Consider the following 23,303-nt stretch of genomic DNA (forward strand, 5'->3'; position numbering starts at 1 on the left):
TTTCTTTTTTGCGCTCCTGCGCAGTTTTGATCGCGATTTACTTCTTGGCGATCATGTTCACGATTTTGAATTCTTCTTCGGGTTCTTCCACCAATTTGGGCGGGTGAATCAGATTTTCAATGTGCTTACGCTTTTCGATAAACTCAGGCAGCAAGAAGCTATCTTTATTACGGGGACGAGGAACAGAATGAACATCCACCATTTCCTTCACCTTGCCGGGGTTTGCCTGCAGCGTCAAGATTCTATCAGACAGGAAAACAGCTTCATCAAGATCATGAGTTACGAAGATAATGGTGATATCAATGTTCTTCCACACTTCCAGCAAGTACTTCTGCATCTGGGAGCGGGTCTGTGCATCAAGGGCACCGAAAGGTTCATCCATCAAGAGCACGCGGGGCTGCGGGGCCAAAGCTCGGGCAATTGCAACTCGCTGCTGCATACCGCCAGAAAGCTGCTTTGGGAAGTATTCGCCATACTTTTCGAGACCCACAATCTGCAGCCACTGTTCGGCAATTTCTTCAGCTTCGCCGCCGTAGCCAATGGATTCCAAGCCGAACATTACGTTCTTCTTCACAGACATCCAGGGGAAAAGCGTATACTTCTGGAATACCATGCCTCGTTCGGCGCTGGTACCCTTTACCTTCTTACCGTCCAGATAGAATTCGCCAGAGGTTGCTGTTTCAAGGCCTGCGGCAATGCGAATCAAAGTAGACTTACCGCAACCAGAAGGGCCAATAATAGAGAGGAATTCGCGACGACGCACACCAAAGGAAACATCGTCCAAAACGCGATGAGTACCAGAGCCGTTTGTTTCCTCGAAGTCCTTTACAATGTGGCGGGCTTCCAGAATAATATCTTCGGCAGGGGAAATAATCTTAGAGTCGGCCATTGTTCTTCTCCTTCAGAGCTTTTTCTTCTGCAGTCAAACGGAAGGAGAAAACATTTTCTCTCGGTCCAAAAACTTCATTCTTAATCTTTGCACCTACGCCTACTCGGCCATCTTCCCAGGCAAAGATCTTCTTGCCCAGCCATGCCAAAATCAGGTCGCAGCCAAGACCAATAATTCCAAGAATCACAATGGCAGCATAGACGTTATCGAAATTACGATACTTGGCCTGCTGATTTATGAACCAAGTAATACCGGAACTTGTTCCCACCACTTCAGCGACAATCAAATAGGTCCATGCCCAACCCAAGAGGATTCGCATGTCCTTGTACATCTTGGGAGCAATTTCAGGGAGAATTACCTTGAAGAGAATACGCTTGGGAGAAGAACCCAAAGTACGAGCCGCTTCAATCAAGGCGCCATCGGCACGACGGGTGGTTGCCGCAATCATAGGCACCTGTTGGAAGAAAGTACCGATGATAATGATGGCGATTTTCGGAGCATCGTTAATGCCAAGGATGGCAACAGCCAAAGCGCCAAAAACCGGAGCCGGGAAATAGCGGAAGAATTCAATGAAGGGCCCAGTCAGTTTTTCGAAGAAAGGAATGGCACCAGAAAGCATGCCCATGGGCACGCCCACAAGGCTCGAAAGGAAGAAGGCCAGGAACACAATCTTTACGGAATGGAGGATGCTCTGGTAGAACCATACATCGCCATCGCGCTTGGGTTCCGTGGTAAAAGCCGTTACCAAGGCCTTGGCCACTTCGTGAGGGGCCGGCAGGTAAGCAGGGTTGGCGCGAACGCCGGTCATGGGCTTTTCACCAGCTTCAACCAAGTTCTTGTTTTCTTCGGCGAAGTTGGCACGATCAATTTCATCACCAGGCATACAGAACATGCTATCGCCAGCGTCCACCACGCGCATCAGCGGGTGATACACAAAAGGCACATAGCTAATCACGCTCCAGGTAGCCAGGGGAATCACAAAGGAAAGAATGGCCAAAACCATAGTCCATTTCTTTCCGACAGTCTTTTGAATTCCAACAGGATTAGTCATTTGATCCACACAACATTAAGGTTTTGCGGGGGCGCAACCCCCGCGATTTTTGCCAAATGAATTACTTCTTCAGAGCGTCTTCGGTGAACTTAGGCATGATGAATCGATTCACATCAACACTCTTGTCATACACCTTGTTATCTACGAAGAACTTGTCTACAATCTTGGAAGAACCATAAATGGAATTGTAACCTTCGCCCTTCTTGAAATACTTCACAGATTCGCTGAGGCTCAAGAACTTGGTGCCGCCCATGAACTTCGAATACTGAGCTTCGGAAATACCCACGCGGGCAGCCAGAATCTTAACAGCCTCATCCTTGTTGGCAGGGTCCTTCAAATAAGCCACCACGTCATCCCAGGCGGCCACCACCTTGGCCCATTCAGCCTTGTTCTTCATGAGGGATTCCTGAGAAACAACCAGCAAGTCATAAATGATACCCGGTTCGTTGGCGCTGGTGTAAAGTTCCTTGGAACCCTTCACCTTTTCAAGAGCGTTCACAGAATGGGGAACCCATGCCACCACAGCGGCAACTTCACCGGATTCCAGAGTCTGTACAGCCTGATGGGTGGGCATGTTCACCAGAGTCACTTCGGAAGGCTTCAAGCCATTCTTCTGCAGAGCGTTAATCAAAAGAGCGTGGGAAAGGCAGCCAATTTCAACGCCAACCTTCTTACCCTTCAAATCCTTGATGGAATTGATTCCCGGGGCACCGACAATCTTATCGTTACCGTTACTGTAGTCGTTGATCAGGATGGTCACGTTACGGGCGCCGGTAGCGTTCAGCACCATGGCATCACCGTTAGCAACACCCACAGCATCCACCTTCTTGGCAGCGAAAGCATCCATAGACGGACCGTAATCAAACCATTCCAACTTTACTTCCACATCGTGCTTCTTAAAGAAGCCCTTCTTTTCGGCAATTTCCCAGGCGGTCCAACCCGGCCAATCGCTGTAGGCAATCTTCAGAACAGGCTTCTGAGCGTAAACGGTTGCAGCCAAAGCCATAACGCCTGCAATCAAGAACTTGGAAATATTCATAGGAAACCTCTTTAGGTGAATTGTTTTTTTCGTTTCCATAAATGCAAATGCCGTGCCAAAAAACAAAAAACGGCGTTATTTTACAGATTTCGCCAGTTTTACACTTTCGTATCAAAGAGATAAGATTTCGGTAGCCTCACGCTTTGTAAAGGCACTTTATAAAACACCTTTTTATTTTCCATTTTATGTAAACAAGATCTTCAGTTTTTCCTGATTTTGCCCACTTATTTTCTTCAAAAAAGATCGTTTTTGGTCAAAACGCACCAAAACAAACACATTTTGTAAAGTGGCATATTTTTCGCTATACGAGAAAGAATAGACGTTAAAGGAAATAAATGGTTAAGGAAATTCACTCTTCGACAGAAATCAAGAAAATAAATGTGGCCAGCGTAAAAAGAGCCATTTTGGAGAAAGGATCCGCCACCAAGCCAGAAGTAGCTGAACTTACAGGACTGAGCGTCGTCACTTGCGGCGCGATCCTTAACGAGCTCGCCGCATCAGGGACCATTATCGAAGAAACACAAAGACTTTCCAACGGGGGTCGCCCCGCCGTGAGTTACCGTTTTAGCGAAAATACAGGCAACGCCCTCTGCGCATACATGTACAAGGAGAGCGATTTCTGCTATCTACGATATCAAATCCGAGACATTTCTGGAAACATCAAAGACACCGGCGTAATCCAAGAGAAGAGTCTCAGTATAGACACCCTGGTTGACTATATCAAAAAACTATGCGTTCCCGAAAAGTTCATCAAAGTCATCGTACTAGGAATCCAAGGGTGCATCAACAACGGCGTCTTGGAATTCTCCGATTTTTCAAATTTAATCGGAATCAACGTCTCTAACAAAATACAATCCGCAACAGGAATCACCACGATAGTCGAAAACGACATGAACACCATCGCGCTAGGTTATTCCAAAAGCGACGAGAATACAAACGTAGACAACATTGCCATTCTCTTTTTTCCAAAGGGACAAACTCCCGCGGGAGGATTCGTTGTCGACGGGAACATTCTTCGCGGGTCATCAAATCTTGCAGGAGAGCTTTCTTTCTTCCCCTTCAATTTCAAAAAAGAAAGTCAGCGAGTCGCCTTCAGCGACATTGAATATGCACAGCCAATCATAGGGCAGCTAGCCGTTGCCACCACTATATTTCTAGATCCATCTGCCATCGTTATCACAGGCGGCCTATCTAATGAAGTGAACAAGGAAGACATTATAAATGTCTTAAAAACAAGCCTTAATCGCAGCCAACTTCCCGACATCAAAATTCAGCCTATGGTAGAATCGGAATATTACACCGGTTTATATTCCATTGCTCTTGACCATTTAATTTAAAGACTTTTAAGAAGCCCATGTAAAATCCATGTAAAGCGAAAATAAAACCTTTGCAAAGCCCATTATATAGGCCTTGTGCCTTCCCCCTCAAGCTATTTACCTTATAGCCGCAGATTAACACAAACGCAAAAAAGGTAATAGCATGATTTCGCTTTACATCATTCTGGTGGCACTGCTGTTGACGCTGGCCATCTTTGATCTTTTCCTTGGCGTATCCAACGACGCCGTCAACTTCATGAATTCCGCCATCGGAAGCAAGGCCTTCAAATTCAGGACCCTTCTGATTTTCGCCGCAGTGGGCGTGTTTATGGGAGCCACCTTCAGCAATGGCATGATGGACATCGCCCGCCACGGAATTTTCCAGCCGCAGTACTACACTTTCGCGGAACTTTCCACCATCTTCGTGGCGGTAATGCTGACGGACGTGATTCTCCTGGATTTTTTCAATTCACTGGGAATGCCCACTTCCACCACAGTCTCCATGGTCTTTGAATTGCTGGGAGCATCCGTTGCAGTAGCCTGCATCAAAGTGGCGGGCGACGATTCCCTTGCCTTAGGAAACCTGATTAACACCAGCAAGGCTTTGTCCGTCATTATGGGCATCTTCGTTTCCGTTGCCATTGCCTTTACAGTAGGCACTATTGTGCAATACCTGACCCGACTGATTTTCACCTTCGGTTACAAAAAGAACCTGAAATATTTCATCGGCATCTTCGGCGGATTTTCTCTCACATCCATTCTCTACTTCATCCTGATCAAGGGCCTAAAGAACATGAGTTTTGTAGGCGCCGATTACAAGCAGTTTATCGCAAGCAACGAAGGCCTTCTTCTGGCGGGGATGTTCGCCGCATTCTTCGTACTAAGCCACATTCTCCACACTGCGGGCGTCAACGTCTTGAAAGTCATTATCGGCTTTGGAACCTTTTCTCTGGCACTTGCATTTGCGGGGAATGACCTTGTAAATTTCGTAGGCGTTCCTTTGGCAGGACTTTCCTCGTTGCAACACTTGATGGCTGATGGCGGCACTCCCGACACTTACACCATGGAAGCCTTGTTGCAATCGGAACCTGGCCAGTGGTATTTGCTTTTGACAGCCGGTGTCATCATGGTTCTGGCTTTAATCTTTTCGAAGAAATCTCACAACGTTATTAAAACCTCTGTGAACCTTGCTGCCCAGGGACAATCCGAAGAAATCTTCGGCACCAATCCTGTGGCAAGAGCAATGATCCGCGGAAGCCACACCATCGGCAAAGCATTATCAACCCTAATCCCCGCAAAAGTCTCCAAGTCAATGAACGCGCGATTCAACACCCAAGCAATCCAGTTGGAAGAAAAAGATGCAGCCTTCGATTTATTGCGAGCCAGCGTCAACTTGATGCTAGCCAGTTCCTTGATTGCCTTGGGAACTTCCTTGAAGTTGCCTCTTTCCACCACATACGTCACCTTCATGGTGGCCATGGGTACAAGCCTCGCCGATCGCGCCTGGAGCCGTGAATCCGCAGTCTACCGCATTACCGGCGTACTCTCCGTTATTGGCGGCTGGTTCGCCACCGCATTCATTGCATTCGCCATCAGCGGAATCGTTGCAGTAGGTCTCTTCTTCGGCGGTTTCGTGGCGAAGTTCAGTTTAATCGCAATTGTTGTAACCTATCTCGTTTACGCCAACTTCAAAAAGCGGGACAAAGCCGCCGACAAGACCGCAGAACGTTTTGAAAAAATTCTCACCGCAAGCCCCGACACGAAAAAGTACCCTCTCATCCAGGAGTACAGCCGCAGCGAATGGAGCGAAGTTCTAAGCTGGACCGCCGAATGTTACAAGAACGTTCTCTTCAGTTTCTTGAGGGAAGATTTAAGCGGTCTCCGCTCCGCCAACAAGCAAATCAAAATCCTAAAGAAGCACATCGAGCGCAACCGTCGCCACGGCTCTTTCTGCACCGAACTGCTTGCAAAAGAAGATATGGTAAACAAAAACTTTTTCCTTTACCAGGCCAACGACTTTATGGGCGAAATGCTCTTCAGCCTCCAACAAATTTGTTCCCCCTGCAAGGACCACGTAGACAACAGTTTCTCCCCCATGGAAAATGACAAACGCAAAATGTTAATGCGCTTCGCCTACGATGTAGAATCCGCCATCAACGACTCCGCACAATTAGTAAGCAAGAATGATTACGAACGCTGCGATGAAATCCGCACCAAACTTAAGGAACTCAGCAAGAAAATCTTGGACGAGCGCAAAAGTCAGATGTTCAATGAAAATCCGAAAGTAGATTCCGCCGGGGTCCGCACCACCATCATCTACATGACCATCCTGTACGAATCCAAGGCCATGCTAGACGCAGTCGCATCCTTCGCAAAATCCAGCCGAAAGTTCATGACTGAAAAAGCGGAACCCGTTTTAAAGTAAAATCCACGTAAAGTGCATCATTTCGCTCTTGTTAGGCGCTCCCGAACTTTATAATTTTAGCGTAGAATCTATGATTTATATAGTTGAAGATGATTCTGAAATCCGCGAAATGGAAACGTACGCCCTGCGGAACGCCGGCTTCGAAGTGGCGGCCTTTGACTGCGGCAAGGCCATGGACGAACACCTCCGCAGTTCTGCTACGGACAACGAAAAGCCGGATCTATTCATTTTAGACATAATGCTCCCCGGCGAAGACGGCTTAAGTATTCTGAAAAGATTGCGGTCCCAGTCCTACACCAGTCAGATTCCTGTGATGATGCTTACTGCAAAAGGTACGGAGCTGGACAAGGTGAAAGGTCTTGATTCCGGTGCAGACGATTACCTTACAAAGCCCTTCGGGATTCTGGAATTCATTTCTCGCGTAAAGGCATTATTGCGACGTGCGACAAATACGGCTACGGGAGCCACCGCGCCCGGCACAGAAAACACCTTGCAAGTAGGCGGAATTCTATTAGACGATAACCGCCACATAGTCACCATCAACGGCAACCCTTGCGAGCTCACCTTCAAAGAATACGAATTGCTAAAGCTGTTGATGCAAAAGCCCGGCAACGTTTTTACCCGTCAGGAAATTATGACCCGAGTATGGGGCGTTGATTTCACATTGGAAACTCGCACCGTAGATATGCACATCAAGACTCTCCGTCAAAAACTGGGCAACTGCGGTGACATCATCAAGACCATTCGTAACATCGGGTACAAAGCGGAGGCATAATTATGCAGGCCCGAATCAGTTTAAGCCTTTGCTACGTTGGCATTCTCGCCACAATCTTTGCAGTCTATTTTTCTACCAAAGTTTTCGAAGAAACTCTAGTGAGCGAAATGCACAGCGCACTGCGTCAGGATTCCCACCTGATTGAAGCCGCCTACGATCAAAATTCCGAAATCCAGTTGAAGCAATTCGCCTCTGATTCCCTGCGCATCACCCTTATTTCAAAAGAGGGCGACGTTCTTTTTGAAAGCGATGGCCAGGCAGAAAACATGGGCAATCACATGAGTCGCCCCGAAGTCATCGCAGCCTTTAAGGAAGGCTCCGGCGAAGGGGTGCGACACTCCACCACGTTGGACGCAAGCGTTTACTACTACGCTGTAAAATTGACGGACGGAAACATCCTAAGACTGGGTATGAAACAGGCAAACATCCAGCAAGTGGTTTCCCGCACGACACCTTATTTATTAGGCCTCATTGCCGTCATTATTGCAGTTTCAATTCTCATTGCAATCGGGCTGGGTAAAATCTTTGTTCGCCCCATCAAGAAACTTTCGGAGAAACTGGATGACGCTGAAATCCTTGAAGACGAAAGCCTGTACAAAGAAATCGCTCCCTTCATAAAAACCATTCGAAACAAGAATCGCGAACTGGCCATTACCATCGAAAAGCTTCACGACGAAGAACAGAAAACCACCCGTCTAAAAGACGAATTCACCGCCAACGCGGCCCATGAATTAAAGACCCCCCTCACCACAATTTCAGGCTACGCCGAAATGCTGGAAGCAGGCATCGCAAAGCCCGAAGACACCGCACGTTTCGCAGGGAAAATCCACAAAGAAGCCCAGCGAATGCTCAACATCACCAATGACATTCTGACCCTTTCAAAACTAGATAAACCTAGCAAACAGACCGTCAATCTAGACGAAGATGTAGACCTATGGAGTACCGCAACTGATTGCGTGGGGCTTTTAACCATAAACGCCAACAAAAAGAATATTCAACTTTCATTGCAAGGTGAAGTCGGCACAGTTGACAGATCCAGCAATCACACCATCAAAGGCAACGAAAAACTGATTTTCGAGATGATCTACAACCTGGTAGATAACGCCATCCGCTACACCAACGAAAATGGGAAAGTGGATGTCATTGTTGTAGGCAATTCCATTTCCGTCATAGACAACGGCATCGGCATCCCCGAAGAATACAAGGATCGAGTATTCGAAAGATTCTTTAGGGTGGACAAAAGCCATTCCCGCGAAACAGGCGGAACAGGCCTAGGCCTCGCCATCGTTAAGCACGTAGCCGAAGTACACAACGCCACCATTGACTTCAAATCCATCGTAGGCGTGGGTACGCAAATTCGGGTGAGTTTTCCATAAAAGCAATCATTTCTTTGTCTTTTGTCTATTTTCCACGAATTATTTGTTTGGTTTTTGTCTAATTTTTGTATATTTATTCCTTGGAAATTATCTTCAAAAAGGTTGAAATGTACTTTAAACGGCAAATTGATGCAGTCCTGCAAGAATGGGTTAAAGCCAGCGCCCATAAACCTCTTTTGCTACGCGGAGCAAGGCAAGTTGGCAAGTCGAGCACCATTGACCATCTAGGCAAATCTTTTAAACACTACATCTGCATTAATTTTGAACGCAATCCAGAATTCAAAACAGTATTTCAACATAATCTAGATATAAAAAGAATCACCGCACAAATCTCCGCCATGACAGGCATCCCTGTCATTCCGCAAGAAACACTCATTTTCTTTGACGAAATACAAAACTGCCTCGATGCAATCATGTCTTTAAGGTTCTTTTACGAAGAATTTCCCCAACTCCATGTGATTGCAGCGGGATCTTTACTTGAATTTGCCTTAAGAGAAATTCCAACCTATGGCGTGGGCAGAATACACTCGCTAATGATGAGACCAATGTCCTTTGACGAATTTGCCGAAGCATGCGGTCACTCATCTCTGCTAGAAATAAGGAATTCAGCATCTCCAAGCAATCCATTACCCCCTCACATACACAATAAGTTCATCGATATTTTCAGAACCTATATGATGGTAGGCGGGATGCCCGAATCTGTTGTCAAATGGATTTCTACAGGCGATTATTTACAATGCCAATCTGTTCAAGACGACATCATCGTAACCTACGAAGATGACTTTTCAAAATACAAAAAAAAAGTCAATCCCCAACTATTGAGGGCAACCTTTAGAAGCGCTGCTCTTCAAATCACACAAAAATTCACCTACTCAAAAGTTGGCGGCGGATACAAGGCCGAGAAAGTTCGCGAGGCACTAGAATTATTGTCGCTTGCAGGACTAATCATTCAAGCAGTCCATTCAGACTGTAATGGTCTTCCTCTAGGAAGCGAAGCCGATCTCGGCATTCGGAAGGTCCTTATTTTAGATCCAGGAATTCAGCTGCGATTAATGAATATGTCCTTGGGGAATAACACCGAAATCACCAAACAAATTTTAACAACAACTGCCGCAGATCTCGTAAATAAAGGAGCCCTAGCCGAGATGATTGCAGGCCTTGAATTGTTGCAAAACAAGCCCCCACACCAAAGGCATGAACTTTTCTATTGGGTTCGCAAACAAAAAAATAGCGAATCCGAAGTTGATTACGTAGAACCTCATCATGGGATACAAGTTCCCATCGAAGTAAAAGCAGGTACTCAAGGTGGTATGAAAAGTCTTTGGATTATGATGCGCGAAAAAAAATTAATCCAAGGGTTCCGATGTTCCCTGGAGAATTTTGGAAAAATTCAATATAAAGATTACGAGGACAACGAGACTATACGAAATGTATCCATCGTCCCTCTATATTCAATTTCGCAAATAAACAATTTTAATTTTGATAACGAACATGAAAACTTTTGACACATTCATCAAAACAACATTAGAAGAAGCGAAGGCAAACAGCACCTATCGCACTATGCGACTGTTGGAAAGTGCCGAAGCCAGCCGCGTTCAGATTGCAGGGCGCGACACCTTACTTTTGGCTTCCAATTCCTATCTGGACTTGTGCAACGAACCTGAATTGAAGCAGGCTGCGGCTGGCGCTGTTTTACAGTGGGGTACGGGAAGCGGTGGAGCTCGCCTGACCACCGGCAACAAGACTCCCCACGAAGAGCTGGAACGGACCATCGCAAACTTTAAAGGCGAGGAAGCGGCCATCACTTTCGGCACTGGCTACATGGCAAATGTAGGCGTCATTTCTGCATTGTGCAGCAAGCAAATTCGAGCAAACGGCGACGAAAGTTGGTGCTACGTCTTAAGCGATGAATTGAATCACGCCAGCATTATTGACGGCATTAGACTTTCCAAGGCTAGGTGCTTTGTATATAAGCATAATGATATGGCAGATTTGCAGCGCGCCATTGATGAAGCCCGCGCAGAGTTCGCCTATATGGCATCTGAATTTGAACAGACAAACAGCGTCAAATACTCTGCTCGTTATTTAATCGTCACAGACGCAGTCTTCAGCATGGATGGCGACTTGGCCAACTTGCCCGAACTGCAAAAGATCGCCAAGGCAAACAATTGCCTTCTCATGATTGACGAAGCCCACGCCACTGGCGTTATCGGCAAAACAGGCCGCGGTCTTGCAGAGCATTTTAACGACAAGGGTATTCCCTGCGAACACGCGGATGTTACTGTAGGAACCTTAAGCAAAGCTGTTGGCTGCGAGGGCGGTTTTGTGGCAGGCAAGCAACAGCTCATCGACTTCCTGCGAAACAAGGCCCGCAGTTTTATTTTCACCACGGCAATGTCTCCGGCTATGGCCCAGGTAGCCGCGAACAACCTGCGATTCATAGCAAATCATCCGGAACGTGTGCAGCAGCTGCAGGAAAATGTGAGAATTTTCTGCAAGGCTTTGAAGAACGCAGGAGTACGCCTCGGCGGCGACCAACAGGACGCTCACTTCGGCAAGCTCAGTGAACTTGAACCCACTTCCGCCATCGTTCCCATCATCATCGGTGACGAAGCCGCAGCACTCGCAGCATCCGCCGCACTGTTGGAACGAGGCATCCTGATTCCCGCCATCCGCTACCCCACCGTAGCGAAAGGCCAGGCAAGACTTCGCGCCAGTCTCATGGCCACACATACTAAAGAAGAACTGGAATCCGCCGCCAACGCGATTGCAGAGGTTTTGAAATGAAAGGTTATTTTGTAACAGCTACTGGAACTGATGTCGGTAAAACTTTTGTCACCGCGCTTCTCGTAAAAAAATGGCGCGATTCTGGAATTGATGCCGGTTATTACAAAGCAGCTCTCAGCGGAGCCGAATTGCGAAACGGCACATGGGTGGCCGGCGATGCCGACTACGTTAAAACCATAGCCAATCTCCCCGACACTCAAGAAGAACTTGTCAGCTACGTCTACAAGGAAGCCGTCTCCCCCCACCTGGCCGCCCGCAAGGAAGGCAACCCGGTGAAACTTTCCAAGGTCTGCGCAGATTTTGACGCAGCAATCTCCCGACACAAATTCATCTTCGTAGAAGGTAGCGGTGGCATCATTTGCCCCATCCGCTACGACGATCCCGCAGCAGCCCCCACCTGCGACAAGCCCGACGCAAAAGGCAATCCGCAAAAGCTGTTCCTAGCCGACATCATGCAGGAACTGAAACTTCCCCTCCTGATTGTCACTACAGCGGCTCTCGGCAGTATCAACGCCTGCGTTCTGACGGTAGAGTACGCCCGCGCTCGTGGCCTGGATATTCGCGGTATTATCGTGAACCGCTACGGCATGAGTGGCAACTTTCAGATGGAAGACGACAACATCCTCATGATGCAAGAGATGACAGGCCTTCCCATCTTGGCAAAAATTAAAGAAGGCGATACCGACCTCGGCACCGCCCCATTTTAACACCCGACGTCATCCTGAGCCCGCAGGGGCGAAGGATCTAGCATTTATTTCGTAATAATACCCGATGCCACAATGCCCTGGCCGGCGTACAGAACCAGAATCTGTCCCGGAGCAGAAGCAAACTGAGGTTCGTCAAAATGCACGCTGATCTTACCTGCGGACACATCCAATTCAGTAATGTGCGCGGTAGCGCCCTTGTGGCCTAAGCGAATGTGAGCTGTCAAGGGTTCCTTCAGCAGCGGGGAATCCTCGTCCACCATCAGGTTCAAATCCGTGGCAGAAACATCCACGCAGCTCATAACGCTACGGGGCCCAAGAATCACCTGGTTCTTCTTGACGTCAATACTTACAACAAAGTAAGGTTCTGGCAGACCGCCAATGTTCAGGCCCTTGCGCTGGCCGATGGTGTAATGAATAATGCCCTTGTGCTTACCCAGAACCTTGCCGTTCATGTCCACAAAGTCACCGGGAACGTTATCCGACTCATCAAAGAGAACCGTGTAGTCACCGCATTCCAAAAAATCCTGGCTTTCCTTCTTGGTGGCAAAATCCACCCAGCCGATTTCTGCAGCCAAGGCCTTCACATCGGTCTTTTTCATTCCGCCCAAAGGGAAGATCACCGTAGACAATTGTTCCGCACTCAGGCGAGAAAGGAAGTAGGTCTGGTCCTTGGAATCATCCAGAGCAGCGTAAAGGAAAGGCTTCTTGGGATCCGTAAATTCCACGCGGGCGTAATGACCGGTGGCAAAATAATCAAAGTCCACACCCATGCGGCGGGTTGCGGAATGGAGGGCGCCAAACTTGATATTCTGATTGCAACGGACGCAAGGATTGGGAGTGCGGCCGGCACGATATTCGGCACGGAAATAATCCAGAACCTGGCGCTTGTATTCTTCGGAAACGCTGACAGTGTAGTGCGGGATGCCGAGACGTTCTGCAACGGTCTTTGCCTGGGCGATATTCTCGTCTTCACCAGGGCCAAAGCAGCCTTCGCGACCTTCCACATGGGGCATGTTCTTGATGGAGCCATCCCAGGTGGCCATAGTAACGCCAATGACTTCGTAACCTTGCTGTTTCAAGAGATATGCAGCAAGAGCGGAATCAACACCACCAGAAAGGCCAACGGCCACACGCTTCTTAGAAGAATCCATATTCATACCTAAAATATAGGAATTTTCCTGCAGATCTAAAAGCCCTATTGTTGGGCCTTGTCGTAAATGTCTTTCATTACCAAGCCCGCAATAGTAAACCCGAAAATGGCTACGGCGTGGGCCATGGTTCCGTTGTAGGCCACCTTGCGAAATTCTGCAGGGCTTCCATCGTCGTTCGCTACAGGGCCCTTATTCACCAGCAGTTCTTCGCTGTACACCACCTTGATTTTCTTGGCGGGGCGCAGCTGCTTTTTCTTGAACTTGTCACGAAGAGCGCGGGCCAGCGGGCAACCCTTTGCATCCCAAAATTCCGCAACCTTGATTTTTGTGGGGTCTATTTTAAGTGCTGCGCCCATGGAGGCGAAAACCTTGGCCTTGGTGCGGGATGCATTCATCAGCAAATTCATCTTGGGGTCAAGACTGTCGATGGCGTCGATGATATAGTCATAATTACCCAGATGGAAACTAGCGCTAGTTTGTTCTGAATACAGCTCTGCGCGGGCTTCAATTTCCGCATCCGGATTTATCTCCAGCAATCGTTGCTTCAAAACATCTACTTTCACTTGGCCCACCGTCTTCGTTGTGGCCATCAGCTGTCGATTCACGTTGGTCACATTCACCACATCGGAATCTACGATAGTCAAGTATTTTATACCGGAGCGAACTAGACTTTCGGCACACCAGCTACCCACTCCCCCCACGCCAAAAATAATGACGCGTTTGGAGGAAATAACATCCATGGTTTCGTTACCCACGAGACGGATAGTACGATTAAAAATAGCTGGATTTGCAGACATGGTTCAAAAATAAAAAAAGGAGCTCCCAGGTGGATTTCGATTCCCCAGGAGCTCCCGGTTTGTACGGATCTCTAATGAAACGCAACAAGATTTCCTACAATTTCTATAGGATAATATAGGAATCCACCCGTCCCTTTCAAGGGGTTCTGATTATACTATTTTCCTAAAGTCAATCATAAGTTTTCGCTATAACAAAGAGCTGATTCACTTTTTGCCTAGGCAAATGTCCACGAAATATTGATGAATACGGGTATCATCATTGAGTTCCGGATGGAAGGACACGCCTAGCTGATTCTTGTAACGGACAGCATAAATCTGCTTGGTTTCAGAATTCTGAGCAAGAACATCCACACCTTCACCAGCGCTTTCGATCAGGGGCGCACGAATGAAAGTCATAGGAACCGTTTCGGGTTGATCCACCACGGAGTTATTGACCCCGCGGAAGGGCTGTTCAGTAAAGAAACTACCAAGCTGTCTTCCGTAAGCGTTGCGTTGCACCGTCACTGGCAAAGTACCAAAATAGGTGTTGCCATCGTTGCTCAATCGGGACGCCAGGAGAATCAAGCCCGCGCAAGTTCCAAATACCGGAAGGCCTTTCTGAATCTTTTCCAACAGCAAGTCAAAAAGATCCAGTTCCCTCAGGAGTTTTCCTTGCACCGTACTTTCGCCACCAGGGAGAATAAGTCCATCCAACGGATTATTCAGCAAGTCGGCCTTCTGTCGAATCTCGAAAGTCTCGACGCCAAGCTTTGCCAGAATCTGTCGGTGTTCAATGAATGCACCCTGTACGGCGAGAACGCCAATTACAGGTTTGTTCATTACTTACCTCTTTCAGCCATGAGCAGGGCGATTTCCTGTTCGTTAATACCCACCATGGCTTCGCCAAGGTCTTCGGAAAGTTCAGCAATGAGCTTTGCGTCGGTGTAGTTGGTTACAGCCTTTACGATTGCCTGAGCGCGCTTTTCAGGATTGCCGGACTTGAAGATACCGGAACCTACGAACACGCCTTCGGCACCCAGTTGCATCATGAGAGCTGCGTCGGCAGGCGTTGCCACGCCACCGGCAGCAAAGTTCACCACAGGCAGCTTGCCATTGTCATGGACGTAACGAACCAGAGCGTAAGAAACCTGGAGTTCCTTGGCGCGGTTGTACAGTTCGTCTTCACGCATGCTAGTGAGGCGAGCGATTTCCTGTTGCATCAAGCGCATGTGGCGAACAGCCTGCACCACGTCACCAGTACCCGGTTCGCCCTTGGTACGGATCATGGAAGCACCTTCTTCAATGCGGCGGAGGGCTTCGCCCAAATCCTTGGCACCGCAAACAAAAGGAACCTTGAAGTCACGCTTATTAATGTGGTAGATATCATCTGCAGGAGAAAGAACTTCACTTTCGTCGATGTAGTCAATTTCAATAGCCTGAAGAATCTGGGCTTCGGCAAAGTGACCGATACGGCACTTGGCCATGACCGGGATAGAAACTGCGTCCTGGATGCCCTTGATCATCTTGGGGTCGCTCATGCGGCTTACGCCACCAGCGGCACGGATGTCAGCAGGAATGCGTTCCAAAGCCATGACGGCGCAAGCACCGGCAGCTTCTGCAATCTTTGCCTGTTCCGGAGTGGTCACGTCCATAATCACGCCGCCCTTCAGCATCTGGGCAAGATTCTTGTTCAATTCGTAACGTTCAGCAATGTAATTCTGTTCAGACATTTTGATGCTCCTTTTCTTGATTGTCATCCCCGCGTAGGCGGGGATCTCGTTTTCGGTGTGTAAATTAGGTATTCAGCTGACTATTTAAAATGTTCAATTTTCTATTATTTTAATAAGTCCAGAATAAGGTCAGATTATGCTCAGTTACGACATCAAGCTAGCGGATTCCGATTCCCTCTACCACTTCATCTACAAGTGCATCAAGAAGGATATCCTGTCGGGAGCTCTTCCCGCCGATGAAAAGCTCCCTTCCAAGCGCCCTTTCGCTACCCAGCTTGGGGTCAGTGTCATTACAGTGGAAAACGCCTACGCCCAGCTTTTGACTGAGGGGTTTATCTACACCAAGCCTCGCATGGGATTTTTCGTATCTGCCATCGACACTAGCAAGGTTCCTGGCGCAAACGCAGGCCTAAACAATATCGCAAGTCAAAAACAATCCCGAGAAGCTCAAAAAAGCACGCCCGACGCCTTCAATCAAGAACCGCGCCGCGCTCCGAAAAAATATCTGGCAGACTTCATCAACAACCAAGCCAATCCGGAATCTTTCCCCTTTTCCACCTGGGCAAAAATCACCCGCAAGGTTCTCTGCGAAAATCAGAACGAACTTCTAGTTCGACCTCCTTATGGTGGCACCTTGGCGGTCCGCAAGTCCATCGCAAAACTGCTCCGCGAATTCCGCAATATGAACGTGGATCCAGACCAGATTATTATGGGCGCGGGAACAGAATACTTGTACGGCTTGATTGTGCAGCTTTTAGGATTTGACAAAAAGTACGGCGTAGAAGATCCAGGCTACAGCAACATCTCTAAAATCTATCGCAAGATGAATGTGGTCTGCAATTTCATCCCCATGGATGAAAGCGGCGTCATCGTAGACCAGCTGGAAGAAACCTGCACCGACGTGATCCACATTTCTCCCTCACACCATTTCCCCACAGGAATCGTGACTCCCGTAAGTCGCCGTTACGAACTTTTAAGCTGGGCGTCAAAATCCAGCAACCGCTTTATTGTAGAAGATGACTACGACAGCGAATTCCGCATGGTGGGCAGTCCCATTCCCGCCATGAAGAACATCGACGTTATGGACAAGGTTATTTACATCAACACCTTCTCCAAGACACTTACGTCTTCTGCCCGCTTCAGCTACATGGTTCTGCCCAAACCGCTGGCGAAAAGGTTTCGCGATGAATTTTCATTTTATGCCTGCACCATATCTACTCTGGAACAGCTGACCCTTTCAAGATTCATTGACGAAGGATCCTTCGAAAAGCACATCAATCGCATGCGCAATGCCTACCGCAGCCGCCGCGACGTACTGCTCCAAGCCATTAGCAAAAGCAAGTTAGGCAAGCTGGTAGAAATCCACGAAGAGAACGCCGGCCTCCACTTTATTATGGAAGTGCAGACAACCCTTACCGACGAAGAGTTCTGCAAGCGGGCCGAAGAAAAAGGCGTCCGCATCGGAGCCCTTTCGGATTACTACACCGAAGCCACCCCCAGCGAGCATCAGTTTATCATCAACTATTCAGGACTTTCTGAAAAGATATTAAGCAAGGCCCTGAGCATTCTGTACGAAGTAGCGGTTTCCTAAATCCGCCCGCTCAACCATTCCATAATTTTTATACATTGGACTTACCTGGAGGAATATGTATGAAACTTGAAGGCGTTGCAAACCTGCGAGACCTTGGCGGCATCAAGACCATGGACGGAAGGACCATTAAAAGCGATTTGCTTTTTCGTTCCGCAAACTTATCCAAAGCCACCGAAAAAGACATCCAGCAACTTCAAGGAAAGAACCTGAAATTGGTTTGCGATCTGCGTACAGAAACCGAGCGCAACAGCGCCCTGGACGTACAGATTCCCGGCGCAGAAAACATCTGGTTCAACGTTCTCGGCACTCTTCCCCAAAAATCAGACGGCTCCAGCAAGGCGGAAGTAGGCCTCAACATGGTGAAAGTCATGAGCCCCAACACCTTCAGCCCGGAAGTAGCCGCAAAGATGATCGAAGTGGTCAAGAGCGGAATCTTTGACGGTATGATGGAAAACGCCTACTTGGGCCTAGTGGCCAGAGAACATCCGCAGAATGAATATGCACGAATGTTTGAGGAAATCCTGAAAACTCAGGGCGGAACCATCCTTTGGCACTGTTCTCAGGGAAAGGACCGCGCAGGCCTCGCTGCAGCCTTTATCCTGGCAGCCCTGGGCGTTGACGAAGCCTCCATTATGGAAGACTTCAAAAAGTCCAATGAATCTTACCAGTCCATGATTGACGCAGGGTTGAAACTTGCAGCAGCCCACAACCTTTCCGAAAAGCACCAAGGCGTTATCAAGGCAATTCTGGGTGTGAATCCCGATTACCTAAAGAAGGCTCTGGACTTCATCAAGGGCAACTTCGGTTCCATTCAAAAATATCTGGAGCTGAAGTTAAACCTTACAGAAGACAGAATAAAAAAACTGCAGGCTTACTACCTGCAGTAACGTGACGCCGTTTTAGTCTCGTTTTGTAGAAAATTATCGATCCGTGCGGTTCACTTTCGCAGTCTTGTTCATCATTCGGCCATTGTTCATTCCGCGAACATTCACCAGATAAACGCCATTGCCGAAAGATTCAAGATTTACCATGGCGTTTCCGCTAGCAGAAACAACGGATTTCTGAGTCATCAAGTGTTTGCCGCTAAGATCTGTAACCGTAATAGTCGCGTTTTGCGGAATGCCCGCTAAATGTACCATATTGTTCTGGATGGAAATGCGGAAGTTTCCTACGGAGGGATGCTGAACAAAGCCCGCGGGAGTTTCCGGTTCAGGATTATCGTTTACTTCCTCAGAAGAACTTGAAGACACTTCGGCGGGCTCAGTGACCTGAGAAGATGTTGTGACGGCAAGGCCCTGAGTCACGCCGATCATGCGGCTGAAGGAATCTCCAGCATTGTCCTTCATAGTAAAGGTGATGTAGCCTGCGCCAGCAAAGTTGTCGGACAGCTTTACAGTCAGCTTGGAGCCGCTTACAGTTGCAGTGACGCCGCTGGGAACGTTAGAAACGCTGTAGGTTCCGTTGTCGTAGCCCTTGGTAAACTGAGAAAGATCGATGGTCTGGGTTTCGCCCTTTTCAAAAGTAAAGTGGGCACGGGCCATCCATTCCAAATAGCGTTCCAGTTCCGTCCAGCCGTCGCCAAGACGATCCTTGTTAGCGTCGCTAAAGTCACCGCTCTTGGATTTTGCGTTGTAGCCGTACATATTCTCCCACCAATCCGGAAGGCCATCCAAGTCAGAATCGTAATCATCCGCCCAGCTGGTAGAAGGATAATTCTCGTAGCCGCCCACATCAGATTCGCGGTCAGGAATTCCCGGCAGATTGCCCACGGAACCTGTATACTTGTAGGTACCGGTCTTTACTTCATTAATCACGCGAGCGTCATGATCATCCAGCACAGGCATGCGCTGGCCCACATCGCTAAGCACATCCTTATAGGCGGCCTTTGCACTCTGGATATTTGCGTAAGAAGCGAAGAAGGGCTTAGAATTCCAAACGTCCCAATCTAGGGTCTGGCCATTGCTCAATGTGTAGCGACGACCGCAGTTATCGTTGGTACCATCGCAGGTGAAAGAACCATTCTTTGCCTGAAGAATATTGTTGTGATAGTAATAAGCCTGAGAGCCTTTACCCGTGCCTTCCAAATCTGCGCTGAGGGTAATATCCGTAAGCTTTGTTGCAGGACCAATCTTATAGTAATTGCCGACGAAGTTCACTTCGTGAGCGCCGCCATCTGTAACGCGGGAATACCAGTTATAGACAACGTTGTTGAAAATGTCAAGGCGACCTGCGTAATAGCCATTGCCGTCAAGGCCACCGCCCATACTCCAGTTACGGCCAGCATTATGGGCCAGCAAGTTGTGGTGGAAGCTGCCAATGTCACCGCCGATAGTTGCAGCGTATCCATGGCCTGTACCAGTAGGATAATTCTGATGGTCGGCGATGTTCAATGCTTCAGAAATCAGGGCGCGTTGCAAAGTCAAATTCTTACCACCGCGGCTGCTGAAGGATTCATCGATAGTCCAGCTGATACTTGCATGATCAAGAATGCTGTGGTCACCGCCGGTTAGGCCCATGCCATCGTTGGTAGGTCCGTAACCCAAACGCAAACGCAGGAATCGAGCCACAAGATCATGGCCGGTAAAACCAATGGGGTATCCCTTGAAGGTAATGCCCTTGCCGGGAGCCGTCTGGCCCGCAATTGTGGTATAAGGATTATTGCAGAACAACTTTGATTTTAACGTAATAACGCCAGACACCTTAAACACGATTGTACGAGGGCCAATATCTGCAGTACATGCCTCACGGAAAGAGCCTGCACCGTCATCATTCAGGTTGGTCACATACACCACCTTGCCGCCGCGGCCACCAACAGCTGTACGGCCGTAGCCTTCAGCATCAGCAAAAGCCAGACGGCCAATACGGAATTTCCACACATCACCCTTGGTTACAGTACCATTGGCGTCCACTTCGTCAACGCGCCAGTAGTAGCTAGAAAGAGCGTAGGCATCCTTCAGGTTGTAAGTTGTTGCAGTCTGTTCGCCCTTGTATTCTGCGCTCTTAGACGTTGCAGAAAGAACGGATGCGGAATCCGTGCCCAAATAAACCTGATGTTTCTTGGCATTGCTGGCGGCCGTCCAGGAGAGAGTCAAGTTGCCGTTATCGTGTGCGGCATGATCATCCAAATCAGAGGGAGAAGGGCTAGATGCCTGCGCGGCGGAGTTTGCCACATTCAAGGCGAAGCCGTTCAGAGTCACATTGCGGAAAGTTGCAGAAGATGTGCTGGGCACGAACTTCACCGTAGCAGTACCTGCGCTGCCCACCGTGAAGGTCACATAAGCTGTAGTCGCAGCCTCTGTAGAAAGGGCACGATTAGAAGGCTTTACCGTGGTGACCTTGGTGCCATTTGCATAGACATCTACATCGCTGTAGGTGTAAGCTTCCGGGGCATCCACATTGTTCAAGTATGCGAGAAGAGAGTGAGTTCCTGCGGACAAGCCGGAGAAAGTCAAACTGATTTCGCCACCGGAATTGCCACCATCCACTATAATGCCATCGCCAACCAGCTTTGCATAGTTAGGCGACTGTACAGAAACCTTGTACCAGTTAGTTTTAAGTGCAGAACCAGCGCTGCCCTTTGCCACAGTAATCTTGACGCCACTTAAAGTGGTATCCTTGGAAGAAACACCCGTTACCACCCAAGGCACATAATTCGCTTCAGAAACTTCGGCGCTGCTTCGACCGCTCTGGTCAAAATCCACTTTAATTGTAGGCGATGCGGCAAAAGCGGAAATCGCCCCGCAAGCCAAAGCGGCAACCGCCAACTGAACCTTTTTATACTGACTTTCCAAACCATACATATCTCATTCCTTTGAACGATTCTTCACCAAACGAACCTTTCATCCATAAAGATATCTCCGATAGGGGCTTTATCGCACCCCTCACAGACACAAAGAGTTGTCCGCAGACTACGTTGTCCATAGACTACAAGGATTTATGGAGGATATGTGAAAAACGGGATTTTTCGCTTAAATTTTGGACATCAAACGGTTTGAGTACCGAAAAATGTTTGGATAAAAGGATTGGATTATGGATTTCAAAAAAATCATCTTCGTTTTGGGATGTACGGCAGCCGGCCTCTTCGCCGCCACAAACTACGACATCCACGGCACCGTAAAATCCGCTAAAGACAACAAGCCCATTCAAGGGGCCATCGCCACATTACTCCAGCACCATGTAGCCGACACCACCGATGCAGACGGCACTTTCCTTTTGCAAAGCCTTGATTTTGACCCCGCAGATTCAAGCGCTAGTGTTATAGACACAGCCAAGACAGACACGTCAACCGCAGTCGACACATCCACATCGGCGATCAGAACATCCCTAAACAATCAGTATTCTTATAAAAATGGCTTAGAAAATCCCAAATTTTTCAGCCTCAACGGACGTCAAATTTCTGGCAATCTTTTTACCCGAAATACAAACATTTATTACACCCGCAATTTCGGCGCAAGCGTTCAGTTGTCCGCAAAATCCACTCGCAGTTTGAAAAAGGAATCCGCTGAAATTTTCGACACCCTGCAAGTAGAAGCAGCCGGACACATCACCCAGAAAATTGCATTGTCCAGCAACACTCAAGAATTGAACATCAAGCTAGACACCATTCCCGCAGAACCTTCTAAGGAAACAAAGCCCGCGCTCATCGCCGATGGTTACGCCAGTCTTAACGGCGGCACCACAGGCGGTGCCGGGGGTGACACGGTCACCGTCACCACATACGCACAGTTCAAGGCAGCCATCCAGACAGACGATCCTAAAGTTGTAATTGTCAAAGGCACCATCAAGACTACCGACGGCGACGGCTACGGTTTACCCATCTACAGCAACACCACCATTATGGGGGCAGACAGTTCCGCCACTATTTACGGCGGCCTCGTTGTAAACGGCAAGAAGAACGTAATCATCTACAACATCAACATTCAGGGGACCTACCCCAATCCCGGTCCTAGCGACGGTATCGCCGTTAGCCACGGAGCCACCAACGTGTGGATCCATCACGTAAACATCTGGGACGCCGAAGACGGCAACCTGGACATTACCACCCAGGCAAGCTATGTGACCGTTAGCTATGTTCACTTCTGGTACACAGACCCCAATCACCCTCACCGTCTGAACGCTCTTATTGGCAGCGGCGCCAGCAACCATCCAGAAGACTTCAACACATTGAAAGTCACCTATCATCATTGCTGGTTCGGAACTCTTGTAAACGAAAGAATGCCCCGCGTCATGTACGGCAACGCCCACGTTTACAACAACTACTACACCGCTTCTGACAATCTCTATTGCGTGGGCGTAGGCTCTTACGGATCCGCCCTCATCGAGAATAATTACTTCTATAAGGTGAACAACCCCGTCATCTTCATGTACAATGTGTACGCTTATGTCAACACGAAAAACAACGTCTACGATAACGTAAAGACCAGCAGCAACAGCAGTACCACACCCATCGAAGCAAATAATGGCGGCAAGATTTACGGCGAACGTTACATCACCACGGATCCGTACACATTACTTGAAGACCCCGCCAAGCTGGACAAGGCCCCTTACGAATACACCACGGACAAGGCCGCAGACGTGCCTAACATCGTGAAAAAGCAAGCCGGCCCCCACAACTTGTAAAAATTCATGGGGTTATTAAGCCCGGAGTTGTCTATAGACTACGCTAACGACAATCCGGGCATTTCATTTTG

18 protein-coding genes are annotated in these 23,303 nt (G+C 48.4%); 10 read left to right on the forward strand and 8 right to left on the reverse strand.

Features of this window, described 5'->3' with window-relative positions; genetic code table 11:
* Window positions 1–37 precede the first annotated feature (37 nt).
* The 3 genes from BUB59_RS06370 to BUB59_RS06380 all read right to left on the reverse strand — a co-directional run bounded on the left by BUB59_RS06370 (window position 38) and on the right by BUB59_RS06380 (window position 2,979).
* Entirely contained in the window at window positions 38–889 is an 852-nt protein-coding gene (locus BUB59_RS06370) for an ABC transporter ATP-binding protein (RefSeq protein WP_073227256.1), read from the reverse strand.
* On the reverse strand, window positions 876–1,940 hold the full coding sequence (locus tag BUB59_RS06375) for an ABC transporter permease (RefSeq protein ID WP_073227259.1): 1,065 nt from the start codon (window positions 1,938–1,940) through the stop codon (window positions 876–878). Before BUB59_RS06375 ends, BUB59_RS06370 begins: the two co-directional genes overlap by 14 nt.
* Before the next feature lie 61 nt (window positions 1,941–2,001).
* The gene (locus tag BUB59_RS06380) at window positions 2,002–2,979 is read right to left on the reverse strand and encodes an ABC transporter substrate-binding protein (RefSeq protein WP_073227263.1); all 978 of its coding nucleotides are present in this window, start codon (window positions 2,977–2,979) and stop codon (window positions 2,002–2,004) included.
* 335 nt (window positions 2,980–3,314) lie between these two features.
* Between BUB59_RS06380 and BUB59_RS06385 the strand changes: the two genes are divergently transcribed.
* The 7 genes from BUB59_RS06385 to bioD all read left to right on the forward strand — a co-directional run bounded on the left by BUB59_RS06385 (window position 3,315) and on the right by bioD (window position 12,365).
* The gene (locus BUB59_RS06385) at window positions 3,315–4,316 is read left to right on the forward strand and encodes an ROK family protein (RefSeq protein WP_073227266.1); all 1,002 of its coding nucleotides are present in this window, start codon (window positions 3,315–3,317) and stop codon (window positions 4,314–4,316) included.
* Between the two features lie 142 nt (window positions 4,317–4,458).
* Window positions 4,459–6,720 (forward strand): inorganic phosphate transporter, encoded by a 2,262-nt coding sequence (locus BUB59_RS06390; protein WP_073227269.1) that lies wholly within the window; start codon window positions 4,459–4,461, stop codon window positions 6,718–6,720.
* 70 nt (window positions 6,721–6,790) lie between these two features.
* Entirely contained in the window at window positions 6,791–7,495 is a 705-nt protein-coding gene (locus BUB59_RS06395; protein ID WP_073227424.1) for a response regulator transcription factor, read from the forward strand.
* 2 nt (window positions 7,496–7,497) lie between these two features.
* Window positions 7,498–8,871, forward strand: a complete 1,374-nt coding sequence (locus BUB59_RS06400; RefSeq protein WP_073227272.1) for a sensor histidine kinase — start codon at window positions 7,498–7,500, stop codon at window positions 8,869–8,871.
* A gap of 80 nt (window positions 8,872–8,951) precedes the next feature.
* Window positions 8,952–10,376, forward strand: coding sequence for an ATP-binding protein (locus BUB59_RS06405; RefSeq protein WP_200778805.1), 1,425 nt, complete (start codon window positions 8,952–8,954; stop codon window positions 10,374–10,376).
* Window positions 10,363–11,658, forward strand: a complete 1,296-nt coding sequence (locus BUB59_RS06410) for an aminotransferase class I/II-fold pyridoxal phosphate-dependent enzyme (RefSeq protein WP_073227279.1) — start codon at window positions 10,363–10,365, stop codon at window positions 11,656–11,658. Before BUB59_RS06405 ends, BUB59_RS06410 begins: the two co-directional genes overlap by 14 nt.
* Window positions 11,655–12,365 carry a dethiobiotin synthase gene (gene bioD, locus BUB59_RS06415; RefSeq protein WP_073227284.1) on the forward strand — a complete coding sequence of 237 codons (711 nt, stop codon included), beginning with the start codon at window positions 11,655–11,657 and terminating at the stop codon, window positions 12,363–12,365. Before BUB59_RS06410 ends, bioD begins: the two co-directional genes overlap by 4 nt.
* A 44-nt stretch (window positions 12,366–12,409) precedes the next feature.
* On the opposite strand, the gene mnmA is transcribed toward bioD, so the two are convergent.
* The 4 genes from mnmA to pdxS form a co-directional block, all read right to left on the reverse strand.
* On the reverse strand, window positions 12,410–13,522 hold the full coding sequence (mnmA, locus tag BUB59_RS06420; RefSeq protein ID WP_143160261.1) for a tRNA 2-thiouridine(34) synthase MnmA: 1,113 nt from the start codon (window positions 13,520–13,522) through the stop codon (window positions 12,410–12,412).
* 38 nt (window positions 13,523–13,560) lie between these two features.
* Entirely contained in the window at window positions 13,561–14,313 is a 753-nt protein-coding gene (locus BUB59_RS06425) for a tRNA threonylcarbamoyladenosine dehydratase (protein WP_073227287.1), read from the reverse strand.
* A gap of 204 nt (window positions 14,314–14,517) precedes the next feature.
* Complete coding sequence (gene pdxT / locus BUB59_RS06430) at window positions 14,518–15,132, reverse strand: pyridoxal 5'-phosphate synthase glutaminase subunit PdxT (RefSeq protein WP_073227291.1); 615 nt, start codon at window positions 15,130–15,132, stop codon at window positions 14,518–14,520.
* Window positions 15,132–16,022 carry a pyridoxal 5'-phosphate synthase lyase subunit PdxS gene (pdxS, locus tag BUB59_RS06435; RefSeq protein ID WP_073227294.1) on the reverse strand — a complete coding sequence of 297 codons (891 nt, stop codon included), beginning with the start codon at window positions 16,020–16,022 and terminating at the stop codon, window positions 15,132–15,134. The genes pdxT and pdxS overlap by 1 nt, the downstream gene beginning before the upstream one ends.
* A 136-nt stretch (window positions 16,023–16,158) precedes the next feature.
* Between pdxS and BUB59_RS06440 the strand changes: the two genes are divergently transcribed.
* Both BUB59_RS06440 and BUB59_RS06445 read left to right on the forward strand, forming a co-directional pair.
* Window positions 16,159–17,613 (forward strand): MocR-like pyridoxine biosynthesis transcription factor PdxR, encoded by a 1,455-nt coding sequence (locus BUB59_RS06440; RefSeq protein ID WP_073227298.1) that lies wholly within the window; start codon window positions 16,159–16,161, stop codon window positions 17,611–17,613.
* A 59-nt stretch (window positions 17,614–17,672) separates the two neighbouring features.
* On the forward strand, window positions 17,673–18,500 hold the full coding sequence (locus BUB59_RS06445) for a tyrosine-protein phosphatase (protein WP_073227301.1): 828 nt from the start codon (window positions 17,673–17,675) through the stop codon (window positions 18,498–18,500).
* Between the two features lie 33 nt (window positions 18,501–18,533).
* Here the strand turns inward: BUB59_RS06445 and BUB59_RS06450 are convergent, their stop codons facing one another.
* Window positions 18,534–21,413, reverse strand: a complete 2,880-nt coding sequence (locus tag BUB59_RS06450) for a hypothetical protein (RefSeq protein WP_073227304.1) — start codon at window positions 21,411–21,413, stop codon at window positions 18,534–18,536.
* A 229-nt stretch (window positions 21,414–21,642) separates the two neighbouring features.
* Between BUB59_RS06450 and BUB59_RS06455 the strand changes: the two genes are divergently transcribed.
* Window positions 21,643–23,232, forward strand: coding sequence for a pectate lyase family protein (locus BUB59_RS06455; RefSeq protein WP_073227307.1), 1,590 nt, complete (start codon window positions 21,643–21,645; stop codon window positions 23,230–23,232).
* The last annotated feature ends 71 nt before the right edge of the window (window positions 23,233–23,303 follow it).

It is taken from the genome of Fibrobacter sp. UWEL (assembly GCF_900142535.1).
GTDB lineage: Bacteria > Fibrobacterota > Fibrobacteria > Fibrobacterales > Fibrobacteraceae > Fibrobacter.